Raw genomic sequence first — 25504 nt, 5'->3', positions numbered from 1 at the left:
GTCAGTGGGTTCCCGGGGGTGGTCCTGCCGGCGGGGGAGGCGCGTCGGGCGGCGACACGTGGCCGGGCATCGTCGGCGGCACGTTCGGCGGCATGGCGGGAGGCGGCGGGGGCGGGGCCATCGTCGGCGGCGGCGGAGTCGCCGGCACCGGGGGCGCCTGGGGTCGGCCCGGCGGCGGTACGTACGGCTGCCCAACGGGCGGCGGCGGCACGGCCGTTCCGGTGCCGCCGGGGACGGGCGGGGCCGTGCCGGGCGACGCACCCGGCACCGCACCGGGCGGAGGCGGCGGCATGTACGGCGCCAACTGCGGGGGAACGCGCGGCGGCACCGCCCGGGCCGCGCCGACGGGCATGCCCGCGGGCGCGGGCATCAGCGCCGGGTCCGGGACGTACTTGAAGTACGCCCAGAACAGGCCCGACACGAGCGCGAATCCGGCGAACAGCAGCAGCGCGGCGGTCAGCGAAGTGTCGTCGTCCGAGCCGGCCCGGCCGGAGTTGAGCACCAGGACGTGCACGAAGAGGAGGATCGCGACGGTGTAAGTGGCCGCCCAGACCCAGGTGTTCCACTGGCGCAGCTTGTCGCCGTCCAGCACCCGCAGGGGGATGAGGCCGAACAGGACGGTCTCCACGCCGAGGATGAACGTGGTGCCCAGGATCGTGTCGGCGATCACCAGGCCGACGTTGGCGTCCACGGCGATCGCCTTCTCGTGCACGAACTCCAGGCCCACCCAGGCGGCGACGCTGACCAGCAGCGCGCCGACGGCGCCGAAGAGCACGCCCTTGCCCTTCTGGGCCCGGCTCAACCGCCGTTCGCGCAGCGCCACATAGCCGATCACGAGGCCGAAGACGTAGCCGGGAACGAAGTCCGACATGCGCGACAGCACCGTGCAGAAGATCGCCAGGCCGAGTGCGGCGGGCACGGACTTGAGCACTCCGGGGACGCCGGAAGCCCGCTTGGCGTTCCGCTCGTTGGGCCAGGAGTAGGCGAAGATCACGAGCGGCGCCGCGACCAGGAAGCCCAGCAGCAGGATCCCGGACTTCGCGTTGAACCCGGAGTCCGGGTCGACGAAGGTCGACGCCAGCGCGCTGAGCACGACGAAGACCGGCAGGATCCACGGCGACGCCCACAGCGAGCGCCCGGGGACCGCCGCGGTGCCGAACGCACCCGAACCCCCGGGGGCGCCATAGGCACCCGGCCCGCCGGACGCACCGTACGCGCCCGAGCCGCTCGCCGCGCCGTGGGCACCGGTGCCGCCGGACGCGCCGTACGTGCCGCTGCCGGAGGCGTACGCGCCGCCGCCGGCCCCCGCACCGCCCGCACCCGGGTCCATGCCCGCGGCGCCGCCCGGCCCGTACGCGGCCGCGCCCGCACCGCCCGCACCCGGGTCCGGTCCGGCGAAGCCGCCGGGGCCGTACGCCCCGCCGCCGCCCGCGTGCTGCCCGGTCATGCCGCCGGGGTCGGACGCGTGGAGCCCGGTCATGCCGCCGGACGGGGAGGCGTGCATCCCGGTCGTACCGCCGCCGGGTCCGCCGCCCGCACCGCCGGCGCCGGGGTCCATGCCGCCGCCACCGGGCGGGAACGGGCCGGTCCCGCCGCCGCCCGCGGGGTTGGGGCCGCCGGCACCCGCGGGGCCGCCGCCGCGCCGTCGCCACCATCGCGAGATGCGCCGCTGGTTCGCCTCGAACGTGCGGTTGAACAACTCGGCGGGGAAGCCGATCAGCAGGACGAGGCCGGCCGCGAGGCCCGCGGTCTTGCCGACGCTCTCCGGGTCCAGGGGCACGTCGCTCGGCATGGGCAGGGCGTTGAGGATCGTCGAGACGTCGCCGCCGACGACGGGCAGCAGCGCTTCCTCCAGGCTGTCGGTGATGCCCTGCTGGTCGTCGGCCGCGAAGTACTTGCCACCGGTGGTGTCGGCGATGCAGCTCAGCTCGGTGTTGGCCTGGTCGCTGGTCTGGAAGCCGACGGTGTGTGCGACGAACTTGATGCCGGCCTGCTGCTGGACCTCGACGACGACCTCGCACGGGTCCTCGTCGCACGAGCTCTCGCCGTCCGAGACGAGGATGAGGACCTTCTCCGACGAGTCCTTGGGGAACTCGTTCGCGGCCGCGCGGATGGCGTCGGGGGTGGGCGTGCGGCCGTTGGTCTGCAGCGCGTCCACCTCGTCGCGCAGCGCGCCGCGGTTGCCGGTGGCGGGCTCCACCAGCAGCTCGCCGCCGTCGCCGCACTCGCCGGAGAACTCGTGCAGGCCGACCTTGTCGCTGTCGGCCAGCGAGCCGATGGTCGAGCGCAACGCGGCCTTGGCCTCGGTGAGCCGGGTGTCCTGGCCGTTTCCGGTGGGCTCGTTCATCGAGTCCGAGGTGTCGACCACCAGGATGATCGTGCGCTTCGGGGCGGCCGACGCGGCCGGAGCCCAGAAGACCACCAGGACGAGTGCGGCCGCGGCGACCAGGGTGGCCCTCTTCCACCGGTCCGCTCGGCTGCTCGCTACCGCCATGTGACCACGCCTCCGGAACGACTGCTCGTTGATGGCACGGGCGACCGGCAGCGTCGTCTCTGGGCGCCCCCCGCCATGCACTGCAAAACCAGTGTGTCGGGCCGAGCGGTACGAAGGGAGGGGAATTCCCTCGATCGGGACCGTCGGCGCGACGATTTCCGAAGGCGCACCGGATCGGCGCACCCGGGATGACGGCAATCATCCGTATTCAGACGGTCTCTCGGACGTTCTCGGCGGGCGGCCTGTGTCGGCGACCGCCGAAGGCCGAAGGGCCCCGGCGGATGCCGGGGCCCTTCGGTGGTCGTGGTGCGGTGCTCAGACGTTGACGCCGAAGTCCTTGGCGATCCCCGAGAGGCCGGAGGCGTAGCCCTGGCCCAGCGCGCGGAACTTCCACTCGGCGCCGTTGCGGTAGATCTCGCCGAACAGCATCGCGGTCTCGGTGGACGCGTCCTCCGAGAGGTCGTACCGCGCCAGCTCGGTGTTGTCCGCCTCGTTCACGATGCGGATGAACGCGTTGCGGACCTGGCCGAAGGACTGCCGCCGGGTCTCCGCGTCGTACACCGACACCGGGAAGACGATCTTGTCGATGTCCGGGGTCAGCGCGGCCAGGTTGACCTTGATCTGCTCGTCGTCGCCCTCGCCCTCGCCGGTCTTGTTGTCGCCGGTGTGCACGACGCTGCCGTCCGGGGTGGAGGCGTTGTTGAAGAACACGAAGTGCTGGTCCGACGCGACCTGGCCCGACGTGTTGACGACGATCGCGCTGGCGTCGAGGTCGAAGTCCTCGCCGGTCGTCGTACGCAGGTCCCAGCCCAGGCCGACGACGACGGCGGTCAGCGTGCCGCCCGCGGCCTCCTTGGTGAGCGAGACGTTGCCACCCTTGCTGAGGCTCACAGCCATGGGGGAATCCCTCCGAGGTTCTGGATCTCGATGTGTCCGGTCGATTGTCCGGTTTCCGCACCGAAGGTACTTGCCATCAGCAGGACGCGGGGAGGGGTCCCGGAAGTTCCCGGGCCGCGTGTCGTACGTGAGCTTGCCTACGCCCTCTTGACGGGGGGTCGGAAATCGCGTGTCATAGGCGCAACGAAAAGTCATACGACTATTAGTCATAGTCGCTTTCCATGAGCTCTGGGGCCGCCATGTCCAGCGTCACGATCGACCCCGCGCGGATGCGCAACGTCATGGGGCACTTCGCGACCGGCGTCACGGTCATCACGGCCGTGCACGAGGGCGCGCCGGTGGGCATGGCATGCCAGTCGTTCACCTCGCTGTCTCTGGAGCCCGCGTACATCTCGTTCGCCCCGGCGCTGACCTCGACGACGTGGCCGCGCATCCGCGAGGCCGGGTCCTTCGTCGTCAACGTGCTCGCCGAGGACCAGCAGGACGTGTGCCGTGCGATGGGCCGCAGCGGCGGCGACAAGTTCGCGGACGTCGCCTGGGACAAGGGCGGCAACGGCGCGCCGCGGCTCGCCGGAAGCATCGCCTGGATCGAGGCGGACGTCGAGCACATCCTGCCCGGCGGCGACCACGAGATCGTGATCGGCCGCGTGAGCGCGCTCGAAGTGCCGCGCGACGCCGCCCCTTTGCTGTTCTTCAGGGGGGCGTACGCGGCCCTCACGGGCTGACACCCCGGCAACTGCCTTGCCGGACGGCCCTCTTCGGGCCGACCAGGACCACCCGCGGCCGGGGGACGGCCGGACGCGGGACGACGGCGGAACGCGGACACCCCTGTTTCCGCGATCCGCCGGGCACGCCGCAGGCCCGTCGCGATCCTCGTACCGGGGTCGCGGCGGGCCTGCGGCGTTCGCGCGTCCACCGCCCGCTACTTGCGGTCCGTGAAGCGGATGTCCAGGCTGCGCAGGTACGTCTGGAGGCCCGCGTCCTGGATCGGGATCAGGTGGGCTGGCGCACCCGATTCGTTGTGGTGCGCATGCCACTTGCCCGGAGGCGTGACGAACGCGCCGCCCGGCTCCCAGTCCACGCGCACCGGGTCGACGATCTCGCCGCGCTCGTCCAACCGGTCGCCCAGCAGCGAGTAGCAGCCCGGCCGGCAGTCCAGGATCAGGTCCAGTGCCACCGACTGGTGCCGGTGCGGGCGTTGGATCTGTCCGACGGGCAGCAGGCCGAACATCGCCCACAGCACGTGCGTGACGGTCAGCGTCTGGTCCTGCCCGGCGTTGTTGAGCAGCACGCTCACCCGGTTCTTGGCGTTCGCCCCGGGCGCGTTGGCGATCGCGTCCAACTCGGCGACCGCGCGCTCGCGCGAGAACTTGGTGGGGCGGAACTTCGGGCCGTCGGGCCGCACTCCGAGGTAGCGCAGCAGCGGCTCGTCGTGCACCCAGTACATGACGGTGTCCGCGTCGGCGTGGTGCACGACCTCGCCCACCGCGGGCAGGACGATGAAGTCGCCCTTCTCCCACCGGGCCACGCGGCCGCCGACCACCGACGTGCCGCGCCCGTACATCACGTAGTAGAGCTGTGAAGTCGCGTTGACGGCGAGTGCCAGCCGGTCGCCGCGGTTGACGCGGACGAAGCTCGCCAGCAGCGCGGGACTGGTCGCCGGGCCGCCTTCCACGCGCATCGGTTCGGCGAGGTCGAGCGGGATCGCCCGCGACGGCCCGTCGCCGTGTAGTGCGGCCGGGAACACCACCGCCGGGACCTCGGTCGTGAAACCGGCGCCGATCGGGTTCGCCGCCTTGGTGTACTCCCAATAGCGGGCGTCCGCGGACCAGTCGTCCGCCAGGGCGTCGAGGCGCCCCTCGAAGCCGTAGGTCGCGACGTCGACCACCGGAGGCGCGGGCACCGTGGGGTCGAACAGCGTGTCATTCGTCAGATCGATCGACGTCATGCCCTCGATGCTGCCAGCAAAGACGGGCGGGCGGTACGACGAGGATCACCCCGCGCCGCACCGCCCGCCCGTCACTCACCTGGCCCACGCCCCGCACCGCCCCGAGGGGGCGGCACGGGTCACGTCAGTTCCTGCGGTCCACCACCGCCCCGGTCCTGGCGTCCCAGACCACGTAGCCCTTCTGGAAGTTCTGGCGCCGCCCGTTGGGTACGCCGAACTCCTCACTCGTCGGGAACCCGAGGTAGGAGTTCTCCCAGCCGAGTTGCGCATAGCGCGTCTGGATGGCGCCGTAGACGGCATGCGCGCCGGTGGACGGCGACCAGTACACGAGGCCGAACTGGAAGGCGTTGAAGCGGCCGTACGCCTTCGGGGTGGCGGTCTCGCCGCTGGTGGGGAAGCCGAGGCGGCCGTTGTCCCAGCCGTACTCACCCCACTTGGTGTGGATCGCACCCATCACCATCTGGGCACCGGTGCCCGGCGACCACACGATGGTGCCGCCCTCGAAGTCGTTGAAGCGGCCGCCCGGACGTGCGGTGGGCAGTTCGTCGGTCCGCGGGAACCCGAGGACTCCCCAGTCCCACTTCAGCTCGCCGTAGTTGGTCAGGATCGCGCCGTACACGGCGTGCGCTCCCGTCCAGCCGGACCAGGTGATCGACCCGTTCTGGAAGTAGTTGTACCGGCCGCCGGGCTTGACGGTGCCCGTTTCGTCGGTCGTCGGGTACCCCAACGGGCCGCGCTCCAGGCCGAGTTCGGCCCACTTGGTGTAGATCGCGCCGAACACCGAGTGGGCGCCGGTCTGCGGCGTCCAGTAGGTCGCGGCGCCGTACTCGAACCGGTTGTACCGGCCGACGCCGTCCGCCGTCGTGAGCTCGTCGGTGGTCGGTGCGCCCATGCTGGCCGGGCCGCCGTTGGCCAGGTAGTTCGTCAGGATCAATCCCTCGACGATGTGCGCGCCGGACTGCGGCGTCCAGTACATGCGGCCGCCCTGGAACTCGCGGGTGCGCAGCGTGCCGTTGCCGGTCTCGGCGCCCAGCGGCGCCCCCAACTTGGCGGCCGCCGGCTTGTCCGTCGCGAGGCGCTTGTCGATCGGCGTCTCGTACGTGACGGTCAGCTCCACGTCGCGGTCGGGCATCGTCATGTCGTGCACGCGCGCCCCGCCGTCGCCCCACGACTTGAACGTCGCCACGCCGTCGATCGCGGTCTCCGCCGCGACCAGCGACAACTTCGAGCCGACGGTGACCGGGACGGTCTGCGCGTCCCGCGAGTTGATGGTCACCGCGGCCGGGGAGGTCGACCGGACGGTGAGGTTCATCAGCTTCGGCCACGCCTTGTAGGAGCGCTGCGTCGTCACGCCCTTCGCGTCCGTCACGAACGCGGTGATCTGCATGTGCGTGTCGTCGCCGTGGTCCTCGAACGGCACGTTGTACTCGGGACCGGTGTACGCCTTGCTCGGGTGCGAGTGGCAACCGCCCCCGTAGCAGTGGAACATCACCGATTCCCAGCGGACCGTGAGCGGTGTCGGCGTGCCGTCGGCCGCGAGTTCGTCCGCGTCGGTGGCCTGCGCCTTGATGACCAGCGCCTCGTCCACCTTGAACTTGTGGTCCTCGGCCGGGGCCGAGACCCATTCGATGGTGGGCGCGTGGTTGGCCGGCACCACCTTGAGCTTGTACGTGCCGCTCTTCCCGCCGGGGTCCTTGACGGTCAGCGTCGCCGTGTAGTCCCCCGCTTCCGCGTACCGGTGGCTCGCGGTGACCCCGGTGCCCTTCTCGCCGTCGCCGAAGTCCCACGCGTAGGTGAGCACGTCGCCGTCCAGGTCCGTGGTCGCGGACGCGTCGAACTGCACGGTGAGCGTCGCCGGTTCGACCGTCGTGGTGGCCTTGGCGACCGGGGCGCGGTTGCCGCCCTCGTACACCAGGCGCTTGACGACGTTCGAGCAGATGTCGACCATCACCAGGTCGCCGTTGGGGGCCGCGGTGAACTTCACGATGCAGTTGCCGCCGCCCTGCTGCATCGGCACCGTCTCGCGGCTGAAGACCGTCGGCACGGGCGCCGGGAGCAGCTTGCCCTGCGCGTCGCGCAGCTTCATGTTGCTGACGGTCTGCAGTGCGTAGTCGGCGAAGAAGTACGAGCCGCGGTACTGCTCGGGGTACGAGGTCCCGGTGTAGACGATGCCGCCGGTGACGCTCGCGTTCTTGCCGTTGTGGCTGTACGTGTGCAGCGGCTTGGTCGCCGTCACCCCGAAGCAGCCGGGCAGGTCGCGGTAGCCGCCCGCGGTGTCGTTGCCCTCCCAGCACGGCCAGCCGAGGTTGTCCCCGGCCTTGACCATGTTGATCTCTTCCCACCAGTTCCAGCCGACGTCGCCGACCATGGGCGCGCCGGTGACCGGGTCGAGGGTGAAGCGGAACGGGCTGCGGAAGCCCTTCGCGTAGACCTTGCTGCTCCAGGAGTTCGGCGTGGCGGCCTTGTAGTACGGGTTCGTGGCGACGCCCGCGCCGTCCTTGGTGATGTGCAGGAGCTTGCCGTACGGGCTGTCCAGCTTCTGCGCGTCGAGCGCCAGCGGGTCGACGCGGATGAAGTCGGCGGAGTCGCCGATGCTCACCCACACCGTGCCGTCGGCGGCCGCCTCCACCCCGCTGATGCCGTGCACCGCGGTGCGCGCCGGGGTCTCCAAGAGCACCTTCTCGGTGCCGAGGCCGACCGGCTTCGGGTCCGCGCCGGCGGAGAACTGCACGGTGAAACGGCCGAGGCGCATCACGCTGGTGTCTGTCGTGCGGGCGACGTAGAGAAAGCCCGAGGTCGCGAAATCCGGGGCCACCGCGATACCGGTCAGGCCGAGGTCCTGGTCGTCGCGGACCGGAAGGTCGCCGAGCGGCGTCACTTCACCGGTGGGGGCGACATAAGCGAGGTGTCCGGACTTTGCGGCAGATATATAGCCGCCGTCCGGTGTGTACGCGATATCGGTCGGCAGGGACTCCTGGCCGCTGGGCATTTCGCGTATCGAGAAGCCCGCGGGCAGAGTCTGCGCGGCCTCGCTCTTCTGGGCCATCGAATAGCCGAGGACGGACGCCGTGACGGCCAGGACGACGGCCACGGCGATGAGCAGGTGACGTATTGATCTACGCACACGCGGACGGCGGTGGCTGACTATTGGACTGCTAATGGGACTACTCCTCGTACTCGCGCAATGACAGCGTTGAGCGCGCGAATGGGGGTGGATCCGATGACGCTACATGTGGCGCGTGGGACGGAAAAGCGAGCACGGGGGAATTCCCCGTCACGTTTTGGTGTCCGGTCCAAGAGGCCTTCGGTGATCGCCCGCGCGCCGCGCGGACAAATCGTCCGACACAATGACGGAGGCCCCCATAAAGTCTCCTGAGACATACCGTTCCGCAGACTTCGTTCCTCACCGCAAGGGGATCCCCATGGCCGACTTCGCACCCCCGCCGCCCTTCGAGCCGCTCCGCGAGGACTGGTCGACCGCCGTGGCGATCGTCGCGCACCCGGACGACATGGAATACGGCGCCGCCGCGGCCGTCGCCCGCTGGACCGACCAGGGCAAGAACGTCGTGTACGTCATGGTCACCAGCGGCGAGGCCGGCATCGACGGCATGCACCCGGACGAGGCCAAGCCGCTGCGCGAGGCCGAGCAGATCGCCTCGGCGCGGATCGTCGGCGTCGACGTCGTGGAGTTCCTCGGCTACCCGGACGGCGTGCTGGAGTACGGGCTGCCGCTGCGCCGCGAGGTCGCGCGCGTGGTCCGCCGGCACCGCCCGGACATCGTCATCACCGGCAACTGGCGGGAGACGTACGGCGGTGCGGTCCCCAACCAGGCCGATCACATCGCCACCGGCCGGGCCGTCCTGGACGGCGTCCGCGACGCGGGCAACCGCTGGATCTTCCGCGAGCTCGCCGAGTCCGCGGGCCTGGAGCCGTGGAACGGCGTCTGGCAGATCTGGGCCGCCGGATCCCCGGACGCGGCGCACGCCGTCGACACCACCGCCACCTTCGAGCGCGGCGTGGCCTCGCTGGAGGCCCATGCCGCCTACCTCGCCGGCCTCGGCGGTTCGGCCGGGAACATGGCCGACGCGTCCGAGTGGCTGGAGGGCTTCGCCCGGGGCGCCGGCACGCGCCTGGGCACCCGCTACGCCGCCTCCTTCGAGGTCGTCCCGCTCACCTTCGACTGACGCGCCCGCGGCGGTGGTCCAGCCGGACCACCGCCGCGAGATCCGCGACGCGCTGGCGGACGGCGCCACCCTGCTGGACGCCCCGTACCTCACCGCGCAGCTGTCGTTCTTCCGCGCCGTGCAGGCCACGTCCGATGCCATGCGGGCGGATCTGGGGATCCCCGAGCTGGGCTTCGAGGCCATCGGGTTCGACGCCGGGAGCCGCCCGCCCGGCCCTGTGTGAGCGCTGCGGCGGACGGCGCCGCCGCATGGCCGGCGGGAGGCCGGGACAAGGCCCCGGAGTGGGCCGCCGTGCCGCCCTCTGGGCGGGCCGCGGGTGGGGATCGTCACGACTACGCGTTTTCCATAACCATTGACGTCGTCAAGGAACCTTACCTATCGTGCGGCCGTGGCCGACTTCAATCTCGCCGACCTCTGGGAGCTGCTCGCGGACGCGGGCGGCGACACCGAGGTGCTTGTCGCAGGCGATCAGCGACGGACGTACCGCCGACTCGACGAGCGGGCGAACAGACTTGCCCACCACCTCGCCGCGGCGGGGGTGGGACCGGGCGACCACATCGGCGTCTACAGCTTCAACCGCGCCGAGTTCGTGGAGACGCTGCTCGCCGCGTGGAAGATCCGCGCCGTGCCGGTCAACATCAACTACCGCTATGTCGAGGCGGAGCTCAAGTACCTGCTGGGCGACGCCGACCTGGTGGCGATGGTCTACGAGCGCGGGTACGCGGACCGGCTGGCGGCCGTGGCCGGGGAGTTCCCGGCGCTCAAGACGTTCGTCTCGATCGCCGACGACCAGCCCGACGTCGAGGACGTTCCGGGTGCGGTCGACTACGAGGAGGCGCTGGCCGCCGCCTCGCCGGAGCGCGGGTTCGGGGCGCGTAGCGCCGACGACCGCTACATCGTCTACACCGGCGGCACCACCGGCATGCCCAAGGGCACGATGTGGCGCCACGAGGACATCTTCTTCGGCGCGATGGGCGGAGGCGGCTGGCCGGGTACGCCCATCGCGGCACCCGCCGAGATCACCCGCAACGCCGAGCGCGACTTCCGGCTGACCTTCATGCCCGCCGCACCGCTCATGCACGGCGCCGCGCAGTGGTTCGCGATCGGCGGGCTGCTGGCCGGCAACCGCATCGTGCTCTACACGGACCGCAAGTACGACGCCGCCCGGCTGCTCGGCATCGCGGAGCGCGAGCAGGTCTCCTCGATCCAGATCGTCGGCGACGCCATGGGCCGCCCGCTCGCGGACGCGGCGAAGTCCGGTGACCACGACCTCTCGAAGCTGTACGTCATCGGCTCCGGCGGCGCGGTGCTCTCCGAGGCCGTCAAGGACGAGCTGAAGGCCGTCGTGCCGCACCTGATGATCAACGACAGCTACGGCAGCTCCGAACTGGGTGCCGGCGGCAGCGGCGTCAAGAAGGAGACCATCGACAAGGACGACGCGGCCGGCAACGCGCCGCGGTTCCTGATGGGTCCTCAGGTCACCGTGCTGGACCTGGAGTCCATGCGTCCGGTCGAGCCCGGCTCGGGCGTGGTCGGCAAGATCGCGCGGTCCGGGCACATCCCGCTCGGCTACTGGAAGGACGAGGTCAAGACCGCCGCCACCTTCCCGGTGGTGGACGGCGTGCGCTACGTCGTGCCGGGCGACTTCGGGATGATCGAGGCCGACGGCGCGATCGTCATGCTCGGCCGCGGCTCCGTCTGCATCAACTCCGGTGGCGAGAAGATCTACCCCGAAGAGGTCGAGTCCGCGCTCAAGGCGCACCCGGACGTGTTCGACTGCATCGTGGTGGGCGTACCCGACGAGCGCTGGGGCGCGCGCGTGGTCGGGGTCGTCGCACCGCGCGAGGGCGCCGCCCCCTCGTACGACGAACTGGCGGAGCACTGCCGCTCGTTGCTCGCCGGCTACAAGGTCCCGCGGGCGGTCGTCCTGACCGAGGAGATCGGCCGCACCAACGTCGGCAAGGCGGACTACGCCTGGGCGTCGCGCGTCGCGGCGCAGGCCACCTGAGCCCCCGAACCAACGGCCCCCGGGCCCTGAGCCCCGAGCCCCAGCAGACCAGCAGCATCGCCGATCAGCCCAGCGCCGAGAGGACGACCGCGTGTCGACACAGACAAGCAGCACCATCCAGTTCCCGTACAAGCGCACGCTCGGACCGGTCATCAGCCGGTTCTTCTCGGAGCTGACCGCGCAGCGCATCGTCGGGATCCGCAGCGGCGAGCGGGTCATCGTGCCGCCGATGGAGTACGACCCGGAGACCGGCAACCAACTGGAGCCGGACTTCGTCGAGGTCGGCCCGGCCGGGACCGTGGTGTCCTGGACCTGGGTCGCCGAGCCCGGCAAGCACCACCCGCTCGACCGGCCGTTCGCGTACGCGCTGGTCAAGCTGGACGGCGCCGACACCAACCTGCTGCACGTGCTGGACGCGGGCAGCGAGGACGCGGTGTCGACCGGCATGCGCGTCGTGCCGCGCTGGCGCGATGAACCGGTGGGCCGTATCGACGACATCGTGGCGTTCATCCCCGGCGAGACCCCCGAGGGGCCGGCCGCGGGCGAGGCGCAGGACGTCCAGACCATGGACTTCTTCTCCACGATCACCTACACCGACGTGCTCTCGCCGACGCTGGAGCGGTACGCGGCGAGCATGCGCGCGGGCGTCATCACCGGCCAGCGCTGCCCCAAGTGCAACCGCGTCTTCCTCGGCCGCGGCTACTGCTCGGTGGACGCGCTGATCCTCGGCCCCGAGCTCGAGGAGACGCTGCCGGACGTCGGCACGGTGTCGAACTACACCATCGTGACCCCGACTCCGTATCCCGGCCAGAAGGAGACCGAGCCGTTCGCGCGCGCTTCGGTGGTCCTGGACGGCGACGAGATGGTCATCGCGCAGCAGCAGATCATCGGCATCCCGGTGGGCGAGATCCGGGTGGGCATGCGCGTCAAGGCGCAGTGGTTCCCGGACGCCCAGCGCGACGCCGCCGAGATCACCAGCAAGGGCTGGGGCACCGTGGCCGGCTTCATCGAGGGCTGGCTGCCGACCGGCGAACCCGACCTGCCCGCCGAGCAGTTCTTGAACCGGGTGTTCTGACCGTGGCCACTCAGGAGACAGGCATCGTGCGTAACGACACAGACATCGCGGTCGTCTCGACCGCGTACCTCCCCTCCGTACGCCGCAACGAGCTCAGCGAGACCGAGATGCTCATCTCGGTGGTCGACGAGGCACTGGGCAAGGTCGGGCTCAAGCGCTCGGACGTCGGCTTCAGCTGCCAGGGTTCGTGCGACTACATCTCCGGCGGCACCTTCTCGTTCGTGCCGAACCTCGACGCGATGGGCGCCTGGCCGCCGATCCACGAGTCGCACGTCGAGATGGACGGCGCCTGGGCGCTGTACGAGGCGTGGGTCCGCATGCAGCACGGCGACGTCGAGATCGCCGTCGCGCTGGGCTCCGGCAAGTCGTCGACCGGCGACCCGGCGGAGATCTACCCGCTCGAACTCGACCCCTACTACCTGGCCCCGCTCGGCCCGGACCCGGTGTCGCTGGCGGCCCTCCAGGCCAGGCAGCTGATCGAGTCGGGCAAGACCACCGAGCGCGAACTCGCGGAGATCTCCGCGCGTTCGCGGCGCGACGCGGCGAACAACCCCAAGCAGCAGCTGCGTTCGGCGGAGACCGACGTCGACAAGCTGCTCGCCGAGCCGTACCTGCGCTCGCCGCTGCGCAAGAGCGACCTGCCGCCCATCTCGGACGGCGCGTCCTGCGTGGTGATGGCGACCGCCCGGCGCGCCCGCGAACTGGTGGCCCGCCCGGCCTGGATCACCGGCCTCGACCACCGCAGCGAGGTGCACAACCCGGCGCTGCGCGACCTGACCGACTCGCCGTCGACACGTCTGGCCGCGGAGAAGGCCGGCGGCGTGGCGGGGGTGGAAGTGGCGGAGCTGATGGCCCCGTTCACGTCGCAGGAGGTCGTCCTGCGGCAGGCTCTGGGCCTTGCCGACGACGTCGTGGTCAACCCGTCGGGCGGCCCGCTGACCGGCAACCCGCTGATGGCGACCGGTCTGGTCCGCATCGCCGAGGCGGCCGAGCAGATCCTGTCCGGCGGTCGCAACCGCACGTTGGCCCACGCAACCTCGGGTCCGCTGTTGCAGCAGAACCTGGTGTGCATTCTGGAAGGTGACGTCTGATGGGGCACGAGCCTGTCGCTGTGGTCGGCATCGGCCAGACGAAGCACAAGAAGCGCCGCGACGACCTGTCGATCGCCGGCCTGGTCCGCGAGGCCGCGCAACGCGCCCTCGACGACGCCCAGATGACGTGGTCGGACATCGACGCGGTCGTCATCGGCAAGGCGCCGGACATCTTCGAGGGCGTCATGAAGCCCGAGCTCTACCTCGCCGACGCACTCGGCGGCGCGGGCAAGCCGGTCTTCCGCGTGCACACCGCCGGTTCGGTGGGCGGCTCGACCGCCATCGTGGCGTCGCACCTGGTGAGTTCGCGCGTGCACAAGCGCGTGCTCGCGGTGGCGTGGGAGAAGCAGTCCGAGGGCAACGCGCAGTTCGGCCTCGGCGGCGGCAAGTCCGGTTCGATCGGCGCCGGCGGTGCGTTCGCGCCGTGGATCCGCGCGTACATCCGCAAGTCCGGGGCGCCCGAGCACATCGGGTGGCAGGTCGCGGTCAAGGACCGGCAGAACGCGCTGCGCAACCCGTACGCGCACCTGCACCTGAAGGACATCTCCATCGACAAGGTGCGCGAGTCGCCCATGATGTGGGACCCGCTGCACTTCCTGGAGTCGTGCCCGTCGTCGGACGGCGCCGGAGCGATCGTGCTCACCGACAAGGCCGGCGGGCTCGCGGCGGAGGCCGACGGCAGGCCGCCGGCGTGGGTGCTGGGCACGTCGATGCGCTCGGAGCCGTCGTCGTTCAACGGCCGCGACCCGATCCGCCCGCAGGCGGGCGTCGACTGCGCGTGGGACGTCTACAAGCAGGCCGGGATCACCGACCCGCGCAACCAGATCGACGTCGCCGAGCTGTACGTGCCGTTCTCCTGGTACGAGCCGATGTGGCTGGAGGGCCACGACATCGCGCCGGTGGGCGAGGGCTGGAAGATGGTCGACCGCGGCGAGACCGCGTTCGACGGCTCCTTCCCGGTCAACCCGTCGGGCGGCGTGCTGTCGTCGAACCCGATCGGGGCGTCCGGCATGCTCCGCTTCCTCGAAGCGGCGCTCCAGGTCCGCGGAGCCGCGGGCGAGCACCAGGTGGACGGCGCGCGGGTGGCCCTCGCGCAGGCGTACGGTGCCGCCGCGCAGTACTTCGCGATGTGGGCGGTCGGCTCGCGGCTCCCGTCGAGCTGATCCGCACGGCGACGACGGGCCGGACCGCGCGTGGGATGCGGTCCGGCCCGTTCGTCTGTCGGGCGCGGGCAAATTGTAAGGATGCCTGACCTTGTATTGGTCAAGCATCCTGTCTACGCTCTTCGCATGAAGCCACCGATCTGCGAAAAGCTCGGGATCGAGTTCCCGATCTTCGCGTTCTCCCACTGCCGGGACGTCGTCGCCGCGGTCAGCCGCGCGGGCGGCTTCGGTGTCCTCGGCGCCCTCGCGTTCAGCCCGGACCAGCTCGAGATCGAGCTCGCCTGGATCGACGAGCACGTCGACGGCCGGCCGTACGGCGTGGACCTCGCCATCCCGATGAAGTACCTCGGCAAGGGCGGCGGCGACGCGGCCGTGCCGGAGAACCTCGAGAAACTGATCCCGGAAGCCCACTGGAAGTTCGTCGACGACCTCCTCGCGGCGCACGACATCCCGCCGCTGCCCCCGGAGTTGGAGGGCAAGGCGGCCAAAGCCGCCGGCCTCAACGTCGACCTGGAGTCGCGGGCGCAGATCGACACCGCGCTCAAGCACCCGCTCGTCAAGATGTTCGTCAACGCGCTGGGCCCGCCGCCCGCCGACATCATCGACGCGTGCCACGACGCGGGTGTGCTGGTCGGCGCGCTCTGCGGCAGCCCGCGGCACGCGCAGAAGCAGGTCGAGGCGGGCGTCGACGTCGTCGTCGCGCAGGGCACCGAAGCCGGCGGCCACTGCGGCGAGATCTCCACGATGGTGCTCATCCCGCAGGTCGTCGACGTGGTCGGCCCCGACGTCCCGGTGCTCGCGGCGGGCGGCATCGGAGGTGGCCGCCAGATGGCCGCCGCGCTCGCGCTCGGCGCCCAGGGCGTGTGGACCGGCAGCATCTGGCTGACCGTCACCGAGGCGGACACGCACGAGACTTCCGTGCAGAACCTGCTGGAGGCCAAGTCCACGGACACGGTTCGCTCGCGGTCCATGACCGGGAAGCCCGCGCGCCAGCTGCGCACCGCGTGGACCGAGGCGTGGGAGGACGAGAACAACCCCGACCCGCTGCCGATGCCGCTCCAGGGCCTCATCTACAACAAGGCCGCACGGCGTTTCACGCGGACCAAGAACAAGGAGCTGAACGGCTGGCCGGTGGGCCAGATCGTGGGCGCCATCGACCGCGTCCGGCCGACCCAGGAGGTCGTGCTGACGATGGTGCAGGAATGGGTCGAGGCGACCGAGCGCCTGGGCGCTCTGCTCGCCGACGACTGAGCGCGCACCAGGACGACTCGGGGAGTTCGGCGCACTGGGCGCATTCAGAAGAGCCCTGCGTGCGGTGAGCGCACCGAGCGTACAGAGCGCACGGGAGAGGGTGTGCCCGCCGGGCTGGTGGTGGCGGCGGGCACACCCTCGCGCGTGCGGGTGCCGCGGGGCGTACGGCGGCCGGACGCGCGTTCGGCGGTCTTGCTAAGCGCCGGGGTGGGGCCCGGTCAGGCGGTTCACCCGCATGTCGAAGTCCCGGTCGTCGGCCATCTGTTCGACGTCCGGCCAGATCGCCACGATCACCAGGATGATCAGCGTGACGAGGCTGATGCCGGTGATCATCGGGGCGAAGAACTGCGTCGGCTCGGTGCCGTGCACGTGCTCGAGCGCCCGGCTGCCCGGCGCGGTCTCACCGGCCCGCATCGCGTACATGCCGATGTAGTGCATGCCCGTCACCGCCAGCCCCATCACCGGCACCGCGGCGACGGTCGCCTTGACCCCGCGGACGTGAAGTGCCGCCCACAGTGCGGCCGTTGCCGCGATGATGGCGACGACCAGCGACAGCGCGACGATCCGAGGGTCGTACGTGATGGGCTGCGACGTCTTCATCGCCGCCATCCCCAGGTAGTGCATGCCGCCCACGCCCGTGCCGGTGATCGCCCCGCCGGCCAGCAGCGTCGAGTTGCGGCTGCCCCCGCCGATCGCCAGGGCGAGGCCGATGCCGACCACCAGGACGGACAGCGCCATGCTCGCGAGGGTGAGCGGGATGTCGTACCTGACCTGGCGTCCCGGGATGCTGAATCCGAGCATCGCGATGAAGTGCATGACCCATATTCCGGTGCCGCCGAGCGACAAGGCCGCCAAGGCGAGCCAACGGGCACGCACCGCACCGGTGGTGGCCTGGGCCCGGGCGCTGCACAAGAGGCCCAGGCAGGCACCCGTGCACGACATCAGGAACGCGAGGCCAGGGGTGAGCGGGCCGTACGTGAAGTGGTTCATGGTGGTTCGCGCCGCGGCGTGCCCGCTCGTTCGCGGGGACCACGGCCCTCCTCTCGGTCACCAGCGTGACCGCGCGTGATGCGCTGTTTCCGCAAAGTGCCGGGAATCGTCCGCATGCTCCGTGCGCGGGCGTATAGTACGCCCGGCCCACGGGAGCGTACGCGGGCGCGCGGACGGCGCGCGGCGTCCCGGGGCGCTCAGGCGGCGGCCGGGATCCTGGCCAACTTCCCGCGCATGTCCGGAACTTCGTCGTGCCATGCGGCCCGCCGCTGGTACGCCTCGCCGGCCCGCAGCACGGTGGCTTCGTCGAACGGCCGGCCGGAGATCTGCATCCCGAGCGGCAGCCCGCCGTCGCCGAAACCGATCGGCACCGACAGCGTCGGGTTGCCGACCGCACTCCAGTACGGCGTGTGCACGGCCGAACGGAACACCGCCATGAACCCGGGGGTGTCGAGGCTGTCCACGCGCGGCGCCCCGACGGTCGCGGTCGGCGTCACGACGAGGTCCACCTTGTCCAGCAGGCCGTTGACGGCCCGCTGCCCGGTGCGGCGCACGGCCTGCGCGCGTACGAAGTCCGCCGCCGTGTAGAACGCTCCGGTGCTGAATGCCATGCGCCCCACCTGGCCGAACTCCTCCCAGCGGGTGGTCAGATCGGGGGCGTGGTGGGCCAGCGCCTCGGCCGCGAGGGTGAGCATGTCGGCGGCGTACAACTCGCGTACGAACGGGAGCTCCACGTCGACGATCACCGCACCCGCGGCGGCCAGCACGTCGAGCGCGGAGCCGAAGCGCAGCGCGAGCCCGGGGTCGGCGAGCTCGCCGCCGATCCGCAGCAAGGGGTCCACGCCGACCCGGACGCCCTCCAGGTCGCCGGTGAGCAGGGCCGGGTAGTCGGGGACCGTCCGGTCCGCGCAGCGGTGGTCGGCCGCGTCGTACCCGGCCATGACCGACAGCATGAGGGCGCAGTCCTCGGCGGTCCGAGCCACCGGACCGATGTGGTCGAGCGGCCTGCCGTCGCGCGCGTCGTCCACCGGGCTCGGCACCCGCCCGCTGGTCGGGCGCAGTCCGGTCACCCCGCAGAACGCGGCCGGCATGCGGATGCCGGCCGCGCCGTCCGCCCCGACGCCGGCGGGGAAGATGCCTGCGGCCACGCCGTTTGCGGTGCCCGAACAACCGCCGCCCGCCCACGTCGCGGGGTTCCACGGGTTGCGCGGCACCAGGGTCGGGCGGCCGGGGTCGGGCAGGCCGATGGTGAACTCCATCGCGGTGGTGGCGCCGAGCACGATCGCCCCGGCGGCGCGCAGCCGGGCGACGGCGCTGGAACTGCCCAGCAGGTCGCGTACGCCGAGCGGGATGCCGTGCAGCGGTCCGCGGGCGCGGCCGGCCTCGCGGTCGGCGTCGGCGCGCTCCGCCTCGAACAGCGCCTCGTCGTCGCGCCGGTGGGCGAACGTGCCCAGGCGCACGCCGAATCTGTCGGCCCGTTCCAGTGCCGCCGCGACGAGTTCGAGGGACGTGGTCCTGCCGTCCCGCAGCGCGCGGGCTGTCGCGACGACGGACATCGGCTCGGGCATGCGCCTGCCTCCCCCTGCTGGGCTCCGCTCCGGGGCCGGATCGTTTGCGGAACAGCCTGCGACGCAGGGGTTGCGGGTGCGTCACCCGGGCGTGTCCGGGGCGTTACGGATCGTCAGAAGGGCCGCCCGGGCAGGGCCGTCCGCGTCGTGCCGGACTCGCGGTCGGTCCGGCTGTCGGCCCGCTGTCGGCCCGCTGCCGGCCCGCTGCCGGTCCGCTGCCGGTCGGGCTGTCGGTCCGGCTGTCGGCCCGGTTGACCGCCGAGGGGACGGCAGGGCCCGTCGCCCCCGGCCCCGCTATCGGCGCGGATTGCGGAAGAAGTCCTCGTGCGTCCCGGGCCCTTCGCCCGGCGGCCGGGACTCGCCGGGACGGCGCTGCGGCATCGGCCGGCCGCCGCGCCTCGGCGGGGAATTCGGAATTCCGTTTCCGTTCCCGTCGGGCCGCTGCACGTTCGGCGCGGTGAATCCGGGACGGCCCCAGACGGAATCGTCGACGGTGTCGTCCGGGCCGGGCGGCTGGGGTGCCGGGCGGGCTGCCCGGCGAGTGGGCCGGGCGGCCCGGACGGTGGTACGCCGGCGGATCACCTGGTCCTGGGTCAATCTGGTGAGCCGGGCGCCGAGTTCGGCCTCCTCGCGCATTTCCTCCTCGGTCGGGGAGAGCGCCACGATGAACAGCGTGACAAACGTGAAGAGGCTGATTCCGGTGATCAACGGGGCCAGGAACTGCACGGGATCGGCGCCGTGCGAGGCGGCGCTCGTGCCACTCATGTCGACGCTCATCGACGACATTCCGGTGTAGTGCATTCCGCTTACCGCGAGGCCCATGATCAAAGCCGCCGCGGTGGTCGCCACGGCGCCTCTGATGTTGAATGCCATCCACAAGGCGGCGGTGGCCGCGACCACCGCGATTCCCACCGAGAGCGCGACGATCAGGGTGTCGTACTCGACCGAGCCGCGCAGCCACATCGCGGACATCCCGAGATAGTGCATGCTGGCCACCCCGCCGCCGGTCAGCGTGCCGCCCAGGAGCAGCGCGGCGACGCGGTTGCCCGCGTACCCCACGATCGTCAGGCCGATTCCGACGACGACCACCGCGACGATCAGACTGATGATCGTGCGACGCACCTCGTAGCGAATCGGAGTTCCGTCGACCGAGAATCCGAGCATCGCGATGAAATGCATGACCCAGATTCCGGTTCCGCCGATCGACAGGGCGGCGAGTACCAGCCACCGGCCGCGGGCCCAGCCTTGTGCGGCACGCGCTCGCGACGTGCACAGAAGGCCCAGCGCGGAGCCCATGCACGACATCACATATGCGAGTGCGGGGGTGATGGGTCCTGACGAGAAATGGTCGATCGTCCCCATTTCACCGAGCCTCCTAGATCGTTGGCGTGCCTTCGTCCCCCGCGCACGCAGATCACGGGTCGACGGCCGAACGACGAAGCGCCCGACGGGAAACCGGAAATGCGATCGCTGCGGGCCGATGATATGGGCTCGGCAAGTCCGTGTGCACTGCACGCTAACCGGACGTTTTTTGTTGATCTTGAATGCTGGTGCGGGTGGTGCGCATTCCGGACTGGAGATATTCGTCCGTTCCCTCCGGAATGATGGGCCATGGGTGGGGAATTCAGTTGCGCGGACGGTAACGGACTGCCGCGTTCGGATACAGCGAGCGATAGGAAGGCACCGTCCCGGCGGCCATTTCCGCCGATTCCGCCGCAAGCAGTCCGTCGACCACCGCGCGGGTCAGTACGTCCGCCGCCGCGGCCTGGATCGCGGCCAACGCGGCCGTCTCCGCGTCGATTCCGTACGGGGTGGCGGCAGGCACGGCCGGCAGCGGTTTGGCGCCCGTCGCCATCGCGAAGACCGTGTCGCCGTCGTAGAGCGTGTGTACGGGGCGCAGCGCCCGGGCCAGGCCGTCGTGTGCGGTGCCGGCCAGCTTGTGGGCCTGCGCGCGCGTCAGCGCGGCATCTGTCGCCACGACGGCGATGGTCGTGTTCAGGGGCGGCGGGCCGTCGGCAGCGCCGTCCGGGCCGTCCGCGGCGAACCGGTCGAGCGCGGCGGCGTGTTCGCCGTGCTCGGGGGCGGACAGCGGGAACTCGCCGGGCAGGCCCAGGCCGACGCCGTATGGCAGCCCGCCGACCGGGTCGACGGCCGACCCCGCCGCATTGACGACCGCGACGGCTGCCACCGTCACCCCGCCCTCCAGGACGCAACTCGCCGTTCCCACACCGCCTTTGAGCCCGCCTACCACCGCGCCGGCGCCGGCCCCGACGCAGCCGGTCGGCACCGCCGCACCTTCCGGTGAGGCGGCGGCGCGCTCGACGGCCAGTCGGCCGAGCGCGGCGTCCGGGCGGCGGCGGAAGTCCCCGCCCCGGCCCAGGTCGAAGACGGTGGCCGCGGGCACCACCGGGACGACCTCGTGCGGGGCCTCGCCGACGGGGAACCCGCGGCCCTGGTCCTCCAGCCAGGCGACGACGCCCGACACGGCGTCGAGTCCGTACGCGCTGCCACCCGTGAGGGCGATCGCCTCGATACGCGGCACGAGGTTGCGCGGGTCCAGGGCGTCGGTCTCACGTGTACCGGGGCCGCCGCCGCGTACGTCGACCGCCGCGACCGCACCGCCGGGCGGGGCGAGCACGACGGTGACCCCGGTGAGGGCGCCGTCACCGGTGTAGGACGCGTGCCCGACGCGGAGCCCAAGGACATCGGTAAGAGCGTTGCGCGGGCCGGGAGTCGGGGCGTACGGGGCCGTCGCGTCGTACGTCGGGACGGGCTCGCTCATGAGGGGCCTCCTGGTCGGCGGGGGTTCGGTTCGACCATCACACCGTGTCCGGCGATTCCGCGTCCGACGCGCCGCACCGGGCGCACGCTGATCCACTATGTGAGAAACAGATCTCGAATCATGAGATTCAGTGTAATGTGCATGCTGTTCCGTCGGGGTGGTCCGGCGGGGGAGGGGTGCGTATGACTGCGGGAGGCGGGGACTCGAACCGGCGGTGGCTGATGCTCGGCATCGGCATGACCGCGCAGTGTGCGTCGTGCGTGTTCCTCTACGGACTCGCCTACCTCGTCCCGGTGTTGCGCGCCGAGGAGGGCCTGTCGCTGACGTCCGCGGGCGTTCTCGTCACGTGTCCGACGATCGGGCTCATGTGCACCCTGGTCCTGTGGGGTGCCGCCGCCGACCGGTTCGGCGAGCGCGTCGTCATGGCCTCCGGCCTGCTGCTGGCGGGCGGCGCCATGGGCTTGGCGGTCGCCGGCGACGGAGTCGTCTGGACGGGCTCGTGGCTCGCCGTCGCGGGTGCGGCGAGTGCCTCGGTCAACGCGGCGAGCGGGCGCGTCGTCCTGGGCTGGTTCGGCCCGGAGCAACGCGGAGTCGCCATGGGTGTACGGCAGATGGCGCAGCCGCTGGGCATGGTGGCGGCGGCGCTGGTGCTGCCGCCGATCGGGACCGCGTACGGCTTCGGCGCGGCGCTGCTGTTCCCTCTGGCCTTCTGCGTGCTGGCCGGGATCGCGATCGCGCTGTTCGTCGTCGACCCGCCGCGCGCGGCCGCGGTCGAGGGCGCCGCGAAGTCGGGCTCGCCGTACGGCACTCCGGTGCTGTACCGAATCCACGCGGCGAGCGCGCTGCTGGTGATACCGCAGTTCGTGGTGGTCTCCTACTCCGCGGACTACCTGGTGCAGGACCACGGTTGGACGGCGACGTCGGCGGGCCGCCTGCTGGCCGCGGTGCAGGGCGTCGCGGCGGTCTCCCGGCTGGTCGTGGGGGCGTGGTCGGACCGCATGGGGTCCCGGCTGATACCCATGCGCAGGCTCTCGCTGGCCAACTCCGCCGCCGTCGCCGCCCTGGCGCTGGCCGCGTGGCTGAGCTCGTGGCCCGCGATCGTCGCCCTGCTGGTCGCGTCCGTGGCGACGGTGTGCTGGAACGGGGTGGCCTTCACCTCGGTCGCCGAACTCGCGGGCAGCGCCTGGGCGGGACGCGCACTGGGCATCCAGAACACCGCACAGAACCTGACGGCGGCCGTCGGGCCCCCGGTGTTCGCGATCGTGATCGGCGGGCCGGGGTACGCCGCGGCGTACGGGATCTGCGCGGCCATCCCCCTCGCGGCCGCGGCCCTGACCCCGGTACGCGCGGAGCCGAAGCGGGCCGGCGCGGTGGCCGTGGGCAGCACCGCCGCGCCGGTGCGGTCGCGCGGGTAGCGGCGGCCCGCACGGGAGTTCGCCCGGTCAGTTCGTGGAGCCGTCCGCGGCGGTGGTGGGTCGGTCGGTCGCGGCGGCGCCCTCACCGTCGGCCGCACCGGCTTCCGCCCCGGCCTCCGCGGCCTCCGCGGCCTCCGCGGCCTCCGCGGCCTTCTCGGCGAGCATGCGGTCGGCGTACGCCCGCAGGCCGAGCGTGATGACGTCGATCCCGAAGTCGAACCGCTCGTCGCCGTCGCCTTCGATCATCGACGCGAGCATGCTGGTCAGGGTGGGGAATCGTTCCGGCGGAAGGGCGAAGAAGAACTCCCCGAGCTGCCGGAAGTACTTGTCCGTGGCTCCGGGGTTCCGGCGCTCCTCCAGGCCCAGCAGCCCCTGCTCGAACGCTGCCGAGGTCGTGTAGAGGGCGAGCAGGTCGGCGGCCCACGACACGACCCGGTCGGGCAGGTCCCCGGCCTTGAGCAGGGCGAGCATGCCCTCGATCGCGGTGAGGCTGTTCGGCATCGTCGGGACCTTGCCGAAGCTGGCCTTCGCGAGGTCGTTGTGGGCCGCGTACACGTCCCGGATCTGCCGTGCCGACTCCCGCACTTGCTGCTGCCAGCGCTCGGGGTCGGGCTCGGGCAGCCGCACTTCGCCGTTCACCCGGTCCAGGACCAGTTCGAGCAGTTCGTCCTTGTTCTGCACGTGGGCGTAGAGCGTCGCGGCCCCGGTGTCGAGGCGCTGCGCGACCCCGCGCATGGAGAGGGCTTCGAGGCCTTCGGTGTCGACGATCTCGAGTGCCGCATCGACGATCGCCTCCGCGGTGACCGGGGGCTTGCGCGGTGCGCGCGCGGGTTTGCGGGCCGTGCGCCACGCGGGCGTCGGGACCTCGGGAACGTCGGACACCACACCACCTCCGGGACTCGGTGCGAACACTGTACTTGACGCGAACACTGTTCGTATCTATAACGGTGTTCGTAGCAAACGAACGACGTTCGTAAGGCGAACGGCGTTCGGACCGGCTCGCGAACCGCTTCTCCAGGGGGATCCCGTGACCACTACCGACGTGACGACCGCAGACCCGCGGGTGCACGGCGCCGCCGACGGCGAGGCGCCACCACGGGCCACCCCCTACAAGTGGCGCTGGCTCGCGCTCTTCGTCATCCTCGGCGCCGAGCTCATGGACTTGCTGGACAGCACGATCACCAGCGTCGCGGGCCCCCGCATCGAGTCCGCGCTCGGCGGCAGTTACAGCCAGCTCCAGTGGATGTCGGCGGCGTACACCCTGGCGTTCGCGATGCTGCTCATCACCGGGGCCCGGCTCGGCGACATGTTCGGGCGGCGCCGGATGTTCCTGGTCGGCACCGCGGCGTTCGCCGCCACCTCGCTCCTGTGCGGCCTGGCCACCTCGCCCGAGGCGCTGATCGCGTACCGCGCGCTGCAAGGCGTGGCCGCGGCGATGATGGTGCCGCAGGGGCTCGGCCTCCTGCGTGACATGTTCCCGCCCGGCGAACTGGCCGCCGCGTTCGGCATCTTCGGCCCCGTCATGGGTCTGGGCGCGGTCGCCGGCCCGATCATCGGCGGATTCCTGGTCGACGCCGACCTGTTCGGCACCGACTGGCGCGCCATCTTCTTCGTCAACGTGCCGATCGGCATCGCGGCCTTCGCGGCCGGGATGCGCCTGCTGCCGCGGGACCGCGTCGACGCGCGGCGTACGGTCACCCTCGACATGACCGGCATGGTGCTGCTCAGCACGGCGATGGTCCTGATCATCCTGCCGCTCGTGCAGGGCCGCGAATCCGGCTGGCCGACCTGGGCGTTCGGGTCGATGGCCGCGGCACTCCCGGCGTTCGCGCTGTTCGTGTGGCACGAGCGGCGGCGCCGTGCGGGGGGCGCCTCGACGCTCGTCGAGCTCAGCCTGTTCCGCAACCGCGCCTTCACCAGCGCCCTCGTGGTCGGCCTGCTGTTCTTCAGCACCATGGTCGCGTTCATGCTGATCGTCACCGTGTACCTGCAAGCCGGACACGGCTGGAGCGCCTCGGACACCGCGGTCGCGCTCATCCCGTGGTCGCTCGCCTGCACCGTCGGCGCGGGACTCTCCGGCGGCCTGCTCGCCCCGAAGTTCGGCCGCCGGGTGATCCACGCGGGGCTGCTTGTGCAGGTCCTCGGCGTGCTCGCCGTCTGGTACACCATCGACCACGACCCGGCCGGGGTCTCCGGATGGGGCCTGACGCCCGCGCTCGCCGTGACCGGCCTCGGCGTCGGCCTGATCATGGCGCCGTTCTTCGACATCGCGATCGCCGGGGTGTCCTTCGAGGAGACCGGGTCGGCCTCCGGCGTGCTCAACGCCGTGCAGCAACTCGGCGGCGCGGTGGGCGTCGCGGCCTTCGGCACGCTGTTCTTCCACTACGCCGAAGGCGGCGCCGCGAGTGTCCAGGCCGGCTTCACCGACGGCATCACGAACTCGCTGCTGGTGATGGCCGGAGTCCTGGCGGCCACCTGGTGCGCCGTGTTCCTGATGCCGAAGCAGGCCAGGGAGGACGGCGGTTCGGGGCACTGAATCGGATCGGGGTCGAATCAGGGACGGATCGGGCCGGAGCGGGGCCGGATCAGGACGACGGGCGGGGGGGGGGGCCCCCGCGGGGGGCGGGCCCCCCCGCGC

19 protein-coding genes are annotated in these 25504 nt (G+C 71.6%); 10 read left to right on the top strand and 9 right to left on the bottom strand.

The features are described from left to right. Position 1 precedes the first annotated feature (1 nt). Together ACWD12_RS07840 and ACWD12_RS07835 are read right to left on the bottom strand one after the other, a co-directional pair. Positions 2-2494 (bottom strand): FGLLP motif-containing membrane protein, encoded by a 2493-nt coding sequence (locus tag ACWD12_RS07840; protein ID WP_450098810.1) that lies wholly within the window; start codon positions 2492-2494, stop codon positions 2-4. A 315-nt stretch (positions 2495-2809) separates the two neighbouring features. Beyond that, positions 2810-3391: a TerD family protein gene (locus tag ACWD12_RS07835; protein WP_358355581.1), complete on the bottom strand. Its 582-nt coding sequence runs from the start codon at positions 3389-3391 to the stop codon at positions 2810-2812. Positions 3392-3612: 221 nt separating this feature from the next. On the opposite strand from ACWD12_RS07835, the gene ACWD12_RS07830 reads away from it, so the two are divergent. After that, positions 3613-4116 carry a flavin reductase family protein gene (locus ACWD12_RS07830; RefSeq protein WP_450098809.1) on the top strand — a complete coding sequence of 168 codons (504 nt, stop codon included), beginning with the start codon at positions 3613-3615 and terminating at the stop codon, positions 4114-4116. 197 nt (positions 4117-4313) lie between these two features. Here the strand turns inward: ACWD12_RS07830 and ACWD12_RS07825 are convergent, their stop codons facing one another. After that, a complete protein-coding gene (locus tag ACWD12_RS07825) occupies positions 4314-5339 on the bottom strand; it encodes a cupin domain-containing protein (protein ID WP_358355577.1) in 1026 nt (341 codons plus the stop codon). A 124-nt stretch (positions 5340-5463) separates the two neighbouring features. Further along, positions 5464-8463: a PQQ-dependent sugar dehydrogenase gene (locus ACWD12_RS07820; protein ID WP_450098808.1), complete on the bottom strand. Its 3000-nt coding sequence runs from the start codon at positions 8461-8463 to the stop codon at positions 5464-5466. A gap of 298 nt (positions 8464-8761) precedes the next feature. Here ACWD12_RS07820 and ACWD12_RS07815 point away from each other — a divergent pair, with 298 nt between their 5' ends. The 7 genes from ACWD12_RS07815 (at position 8762) to ACWD12_RS07785 (ending at position 16111) form a co-directional block, all read left to right on the top strand. Then, the gene (locus ACWD12_RS07815; protein WP_450098807.1) at positions 8762-9523 is read left to right on the top strand and encodes a PIG-L deacetylase family protein; all 762 of its coding nucleotides are present in this window, start codon (positions 8762-8764) and stop codon (positions 9521-9523) included. A gap of 13 nt (positions 9524-9536) precedes the next feature. Next, the gene (locus ACWD12_RS07810; RefSeq protein WP_450098806.1) at positions 9537-9746 is read left to right on the top strand and encodes a hypothetical protein; all 210 of its coding nucleotides are present in this window, start codon (positions 9537-9539) and stop codon (positions 9744-9746) included. A gap of 165 nt (positions 9747-9911) precedes the next feature. Beyond that, a complete protein-coding gene (locus ACWD12_RS07805) occupies positions 9912-11531 on the top strand; it encodes an acyl-CoA synthetase (RefSeq protein ID WP_450098805.1) in 1620 nt (539 codons plus the stop codon). A gap of 91 nt (positions 11532-11622) precedes the next feature. Beyond that, on the top strand, positions 11623-12606 hold the full coding sequence (locus ACWD12_RS07800) for a Zn-ribbon domain-containing OB-fold protein (RefSeq protein ID WP_358355568.1): 984 nt from the start codon (positions 11623-11625) through the stop codon (positions 12604-12606). Positions 12607-12632: 26 nt separating this feature from the next. Further along, complete coding sequence (locus ACWD12_RS07795; protein ID WP_358355566.1) at positions 12633-13697, top strand: thiolase domain-containing protein; 1065 nt, start codon at positions 12633-12635, stop codon at positions 13695-13697. Beyond that, positions 13697-14860: a thiolase domain-containing protein gene (locus ACWD12_RS07790; RefSeq protein ID WP_450098804.1), complete on the top strand. Its 1164-nt coding sequence runs from the start codon at positions 13697-13699 to the stop codon at positions 14858-14860. The genes ACWD12_RS07795 and ACWD12_RS07790 overlap by 1 nt, the downstream gene beginning before the upstream one ends. Positions 14861-14986: 126 nt before the next feature. Then, positions 14987-16111: a nitronate monooxygenase gene (locus tag ACWD12_RS07785; RefSeq protein ID WP_358355563.1), complete on the top strand. Its 1125-nt coding sequence runs from the start codon at positions 14987-14989 to the stop codon at positions 16109-16111. 195 nt (positions 16112-16306) lie between these two features. Here the strand turns inward: ACWD12_RS07785 and ACWD12_RS07780 are convergent, their stop codons facing one another. The 4 genes from ACWD12_RS07780 to ACWD12_RS07765 all read right to left on the bottom strand — a co-directional run bounded on the left by ACWD12_RS07780 (position 16307) and on the right by ACWD12_RS07765 (position 21451). Beyond that, positions 16307-17101: an MHYT domain-containing protein gene (locus ACWD12_RS07780; RefSeq protein ID WP_358355561.1), complete on the bottom strand. Its 795-nt coding sequence runs from the start codon at positions 17099-17101 to the stop codon at positions 16307-16309. A 197-nt stretch (positions 17102-17298) separates the two neighbouring features. Further along, complete coding sequence (locus tag ACWD12_RS07775) at positions 17299-18669, bottom strand: amidase (protein WP_450098803.1); 1371 nt, start codon at positions 18667-18669, stop codon at positions 17299-17301. Between the two features lie 294 nt (positions 18670-18963). After that, positions 18964-20031 carry an MHYT domain-containing protein gene (locus tag ACWD12_RS07770; RefSeq protein ID WP_450098802.1) on the bottom strand — a complete coding sequence of 356 codons (1068 nt, stop codon included), beginning with the start codon at positions 20029-20031 and terminating at the stop codon, positions 18964-18966. 262 nt (positions 20032-20293) lie between these two features. Continuing rightward, positions 20294-21451 (bottom strand): P1 family peptidase, encoded by a 1158-nt coding sequence (locus ACWD12_RS07765; protein ID WP_450098801.1) that lies wholly within the window; start codon positions 21449-21451, stop codon positions 20294-20296. A gap of 182 nt (positions 21452-21633) precedes the next feature. Between ACWD12_RS07765 and ACWD12_RS07760 the strand changes: the two genes are divergently transcribed. Beyond that, positions 21634-22866, top strand: coding sequence for an MFS transporter (locus tag ACWD12_RS07760; RefSeq protein WP_450098800.1), 1233 nt, complete (start codon positions 21634-21636; stop codon positions 22864-22866). 27 nt (positions 22867-22893) lie between these two features. On the opposite strand, the gene ACWD12_RS07755 is transcribed toward ACWD12_RS07760, so the two are convergent. Next, positions 22894-23748 (bottom strand): TetR/AcrR family transcriptional regulator, encoded by an 855-nt coding sequence (locus ACWD12_RS07755; protein ID WP_450098799.1) that lies wholly within the window; start codon positions 23746-23748, stop codon positions 22894-22896. Positions 23749-23893: 145 nt separating this feature from the next. Here ACWD12_RS07755 and ACWD12_RS07750 point away from each other — a divergent pair, with 145 nt between their 5' ends. Then, on the top strand, positions 23894-25402 hold the full coding sequence (locus ACWD12_RS07750; protein WP_450098798.1) for an MFS transporter: 1509 nt from the start codon (positions 23894-23896) through the stop codon (positions 25400-25402). Positions 25403-25504: the final 102 nt, after the last annotated feature.

Source organism: Streptodolium elevatio, assembly GCF_053592165.1.
The sequence above is the reverse complement of the archived record's forward strand: the minus strand, read 5'-3'. Positions and strand labels throughout refer to the sequence as shown.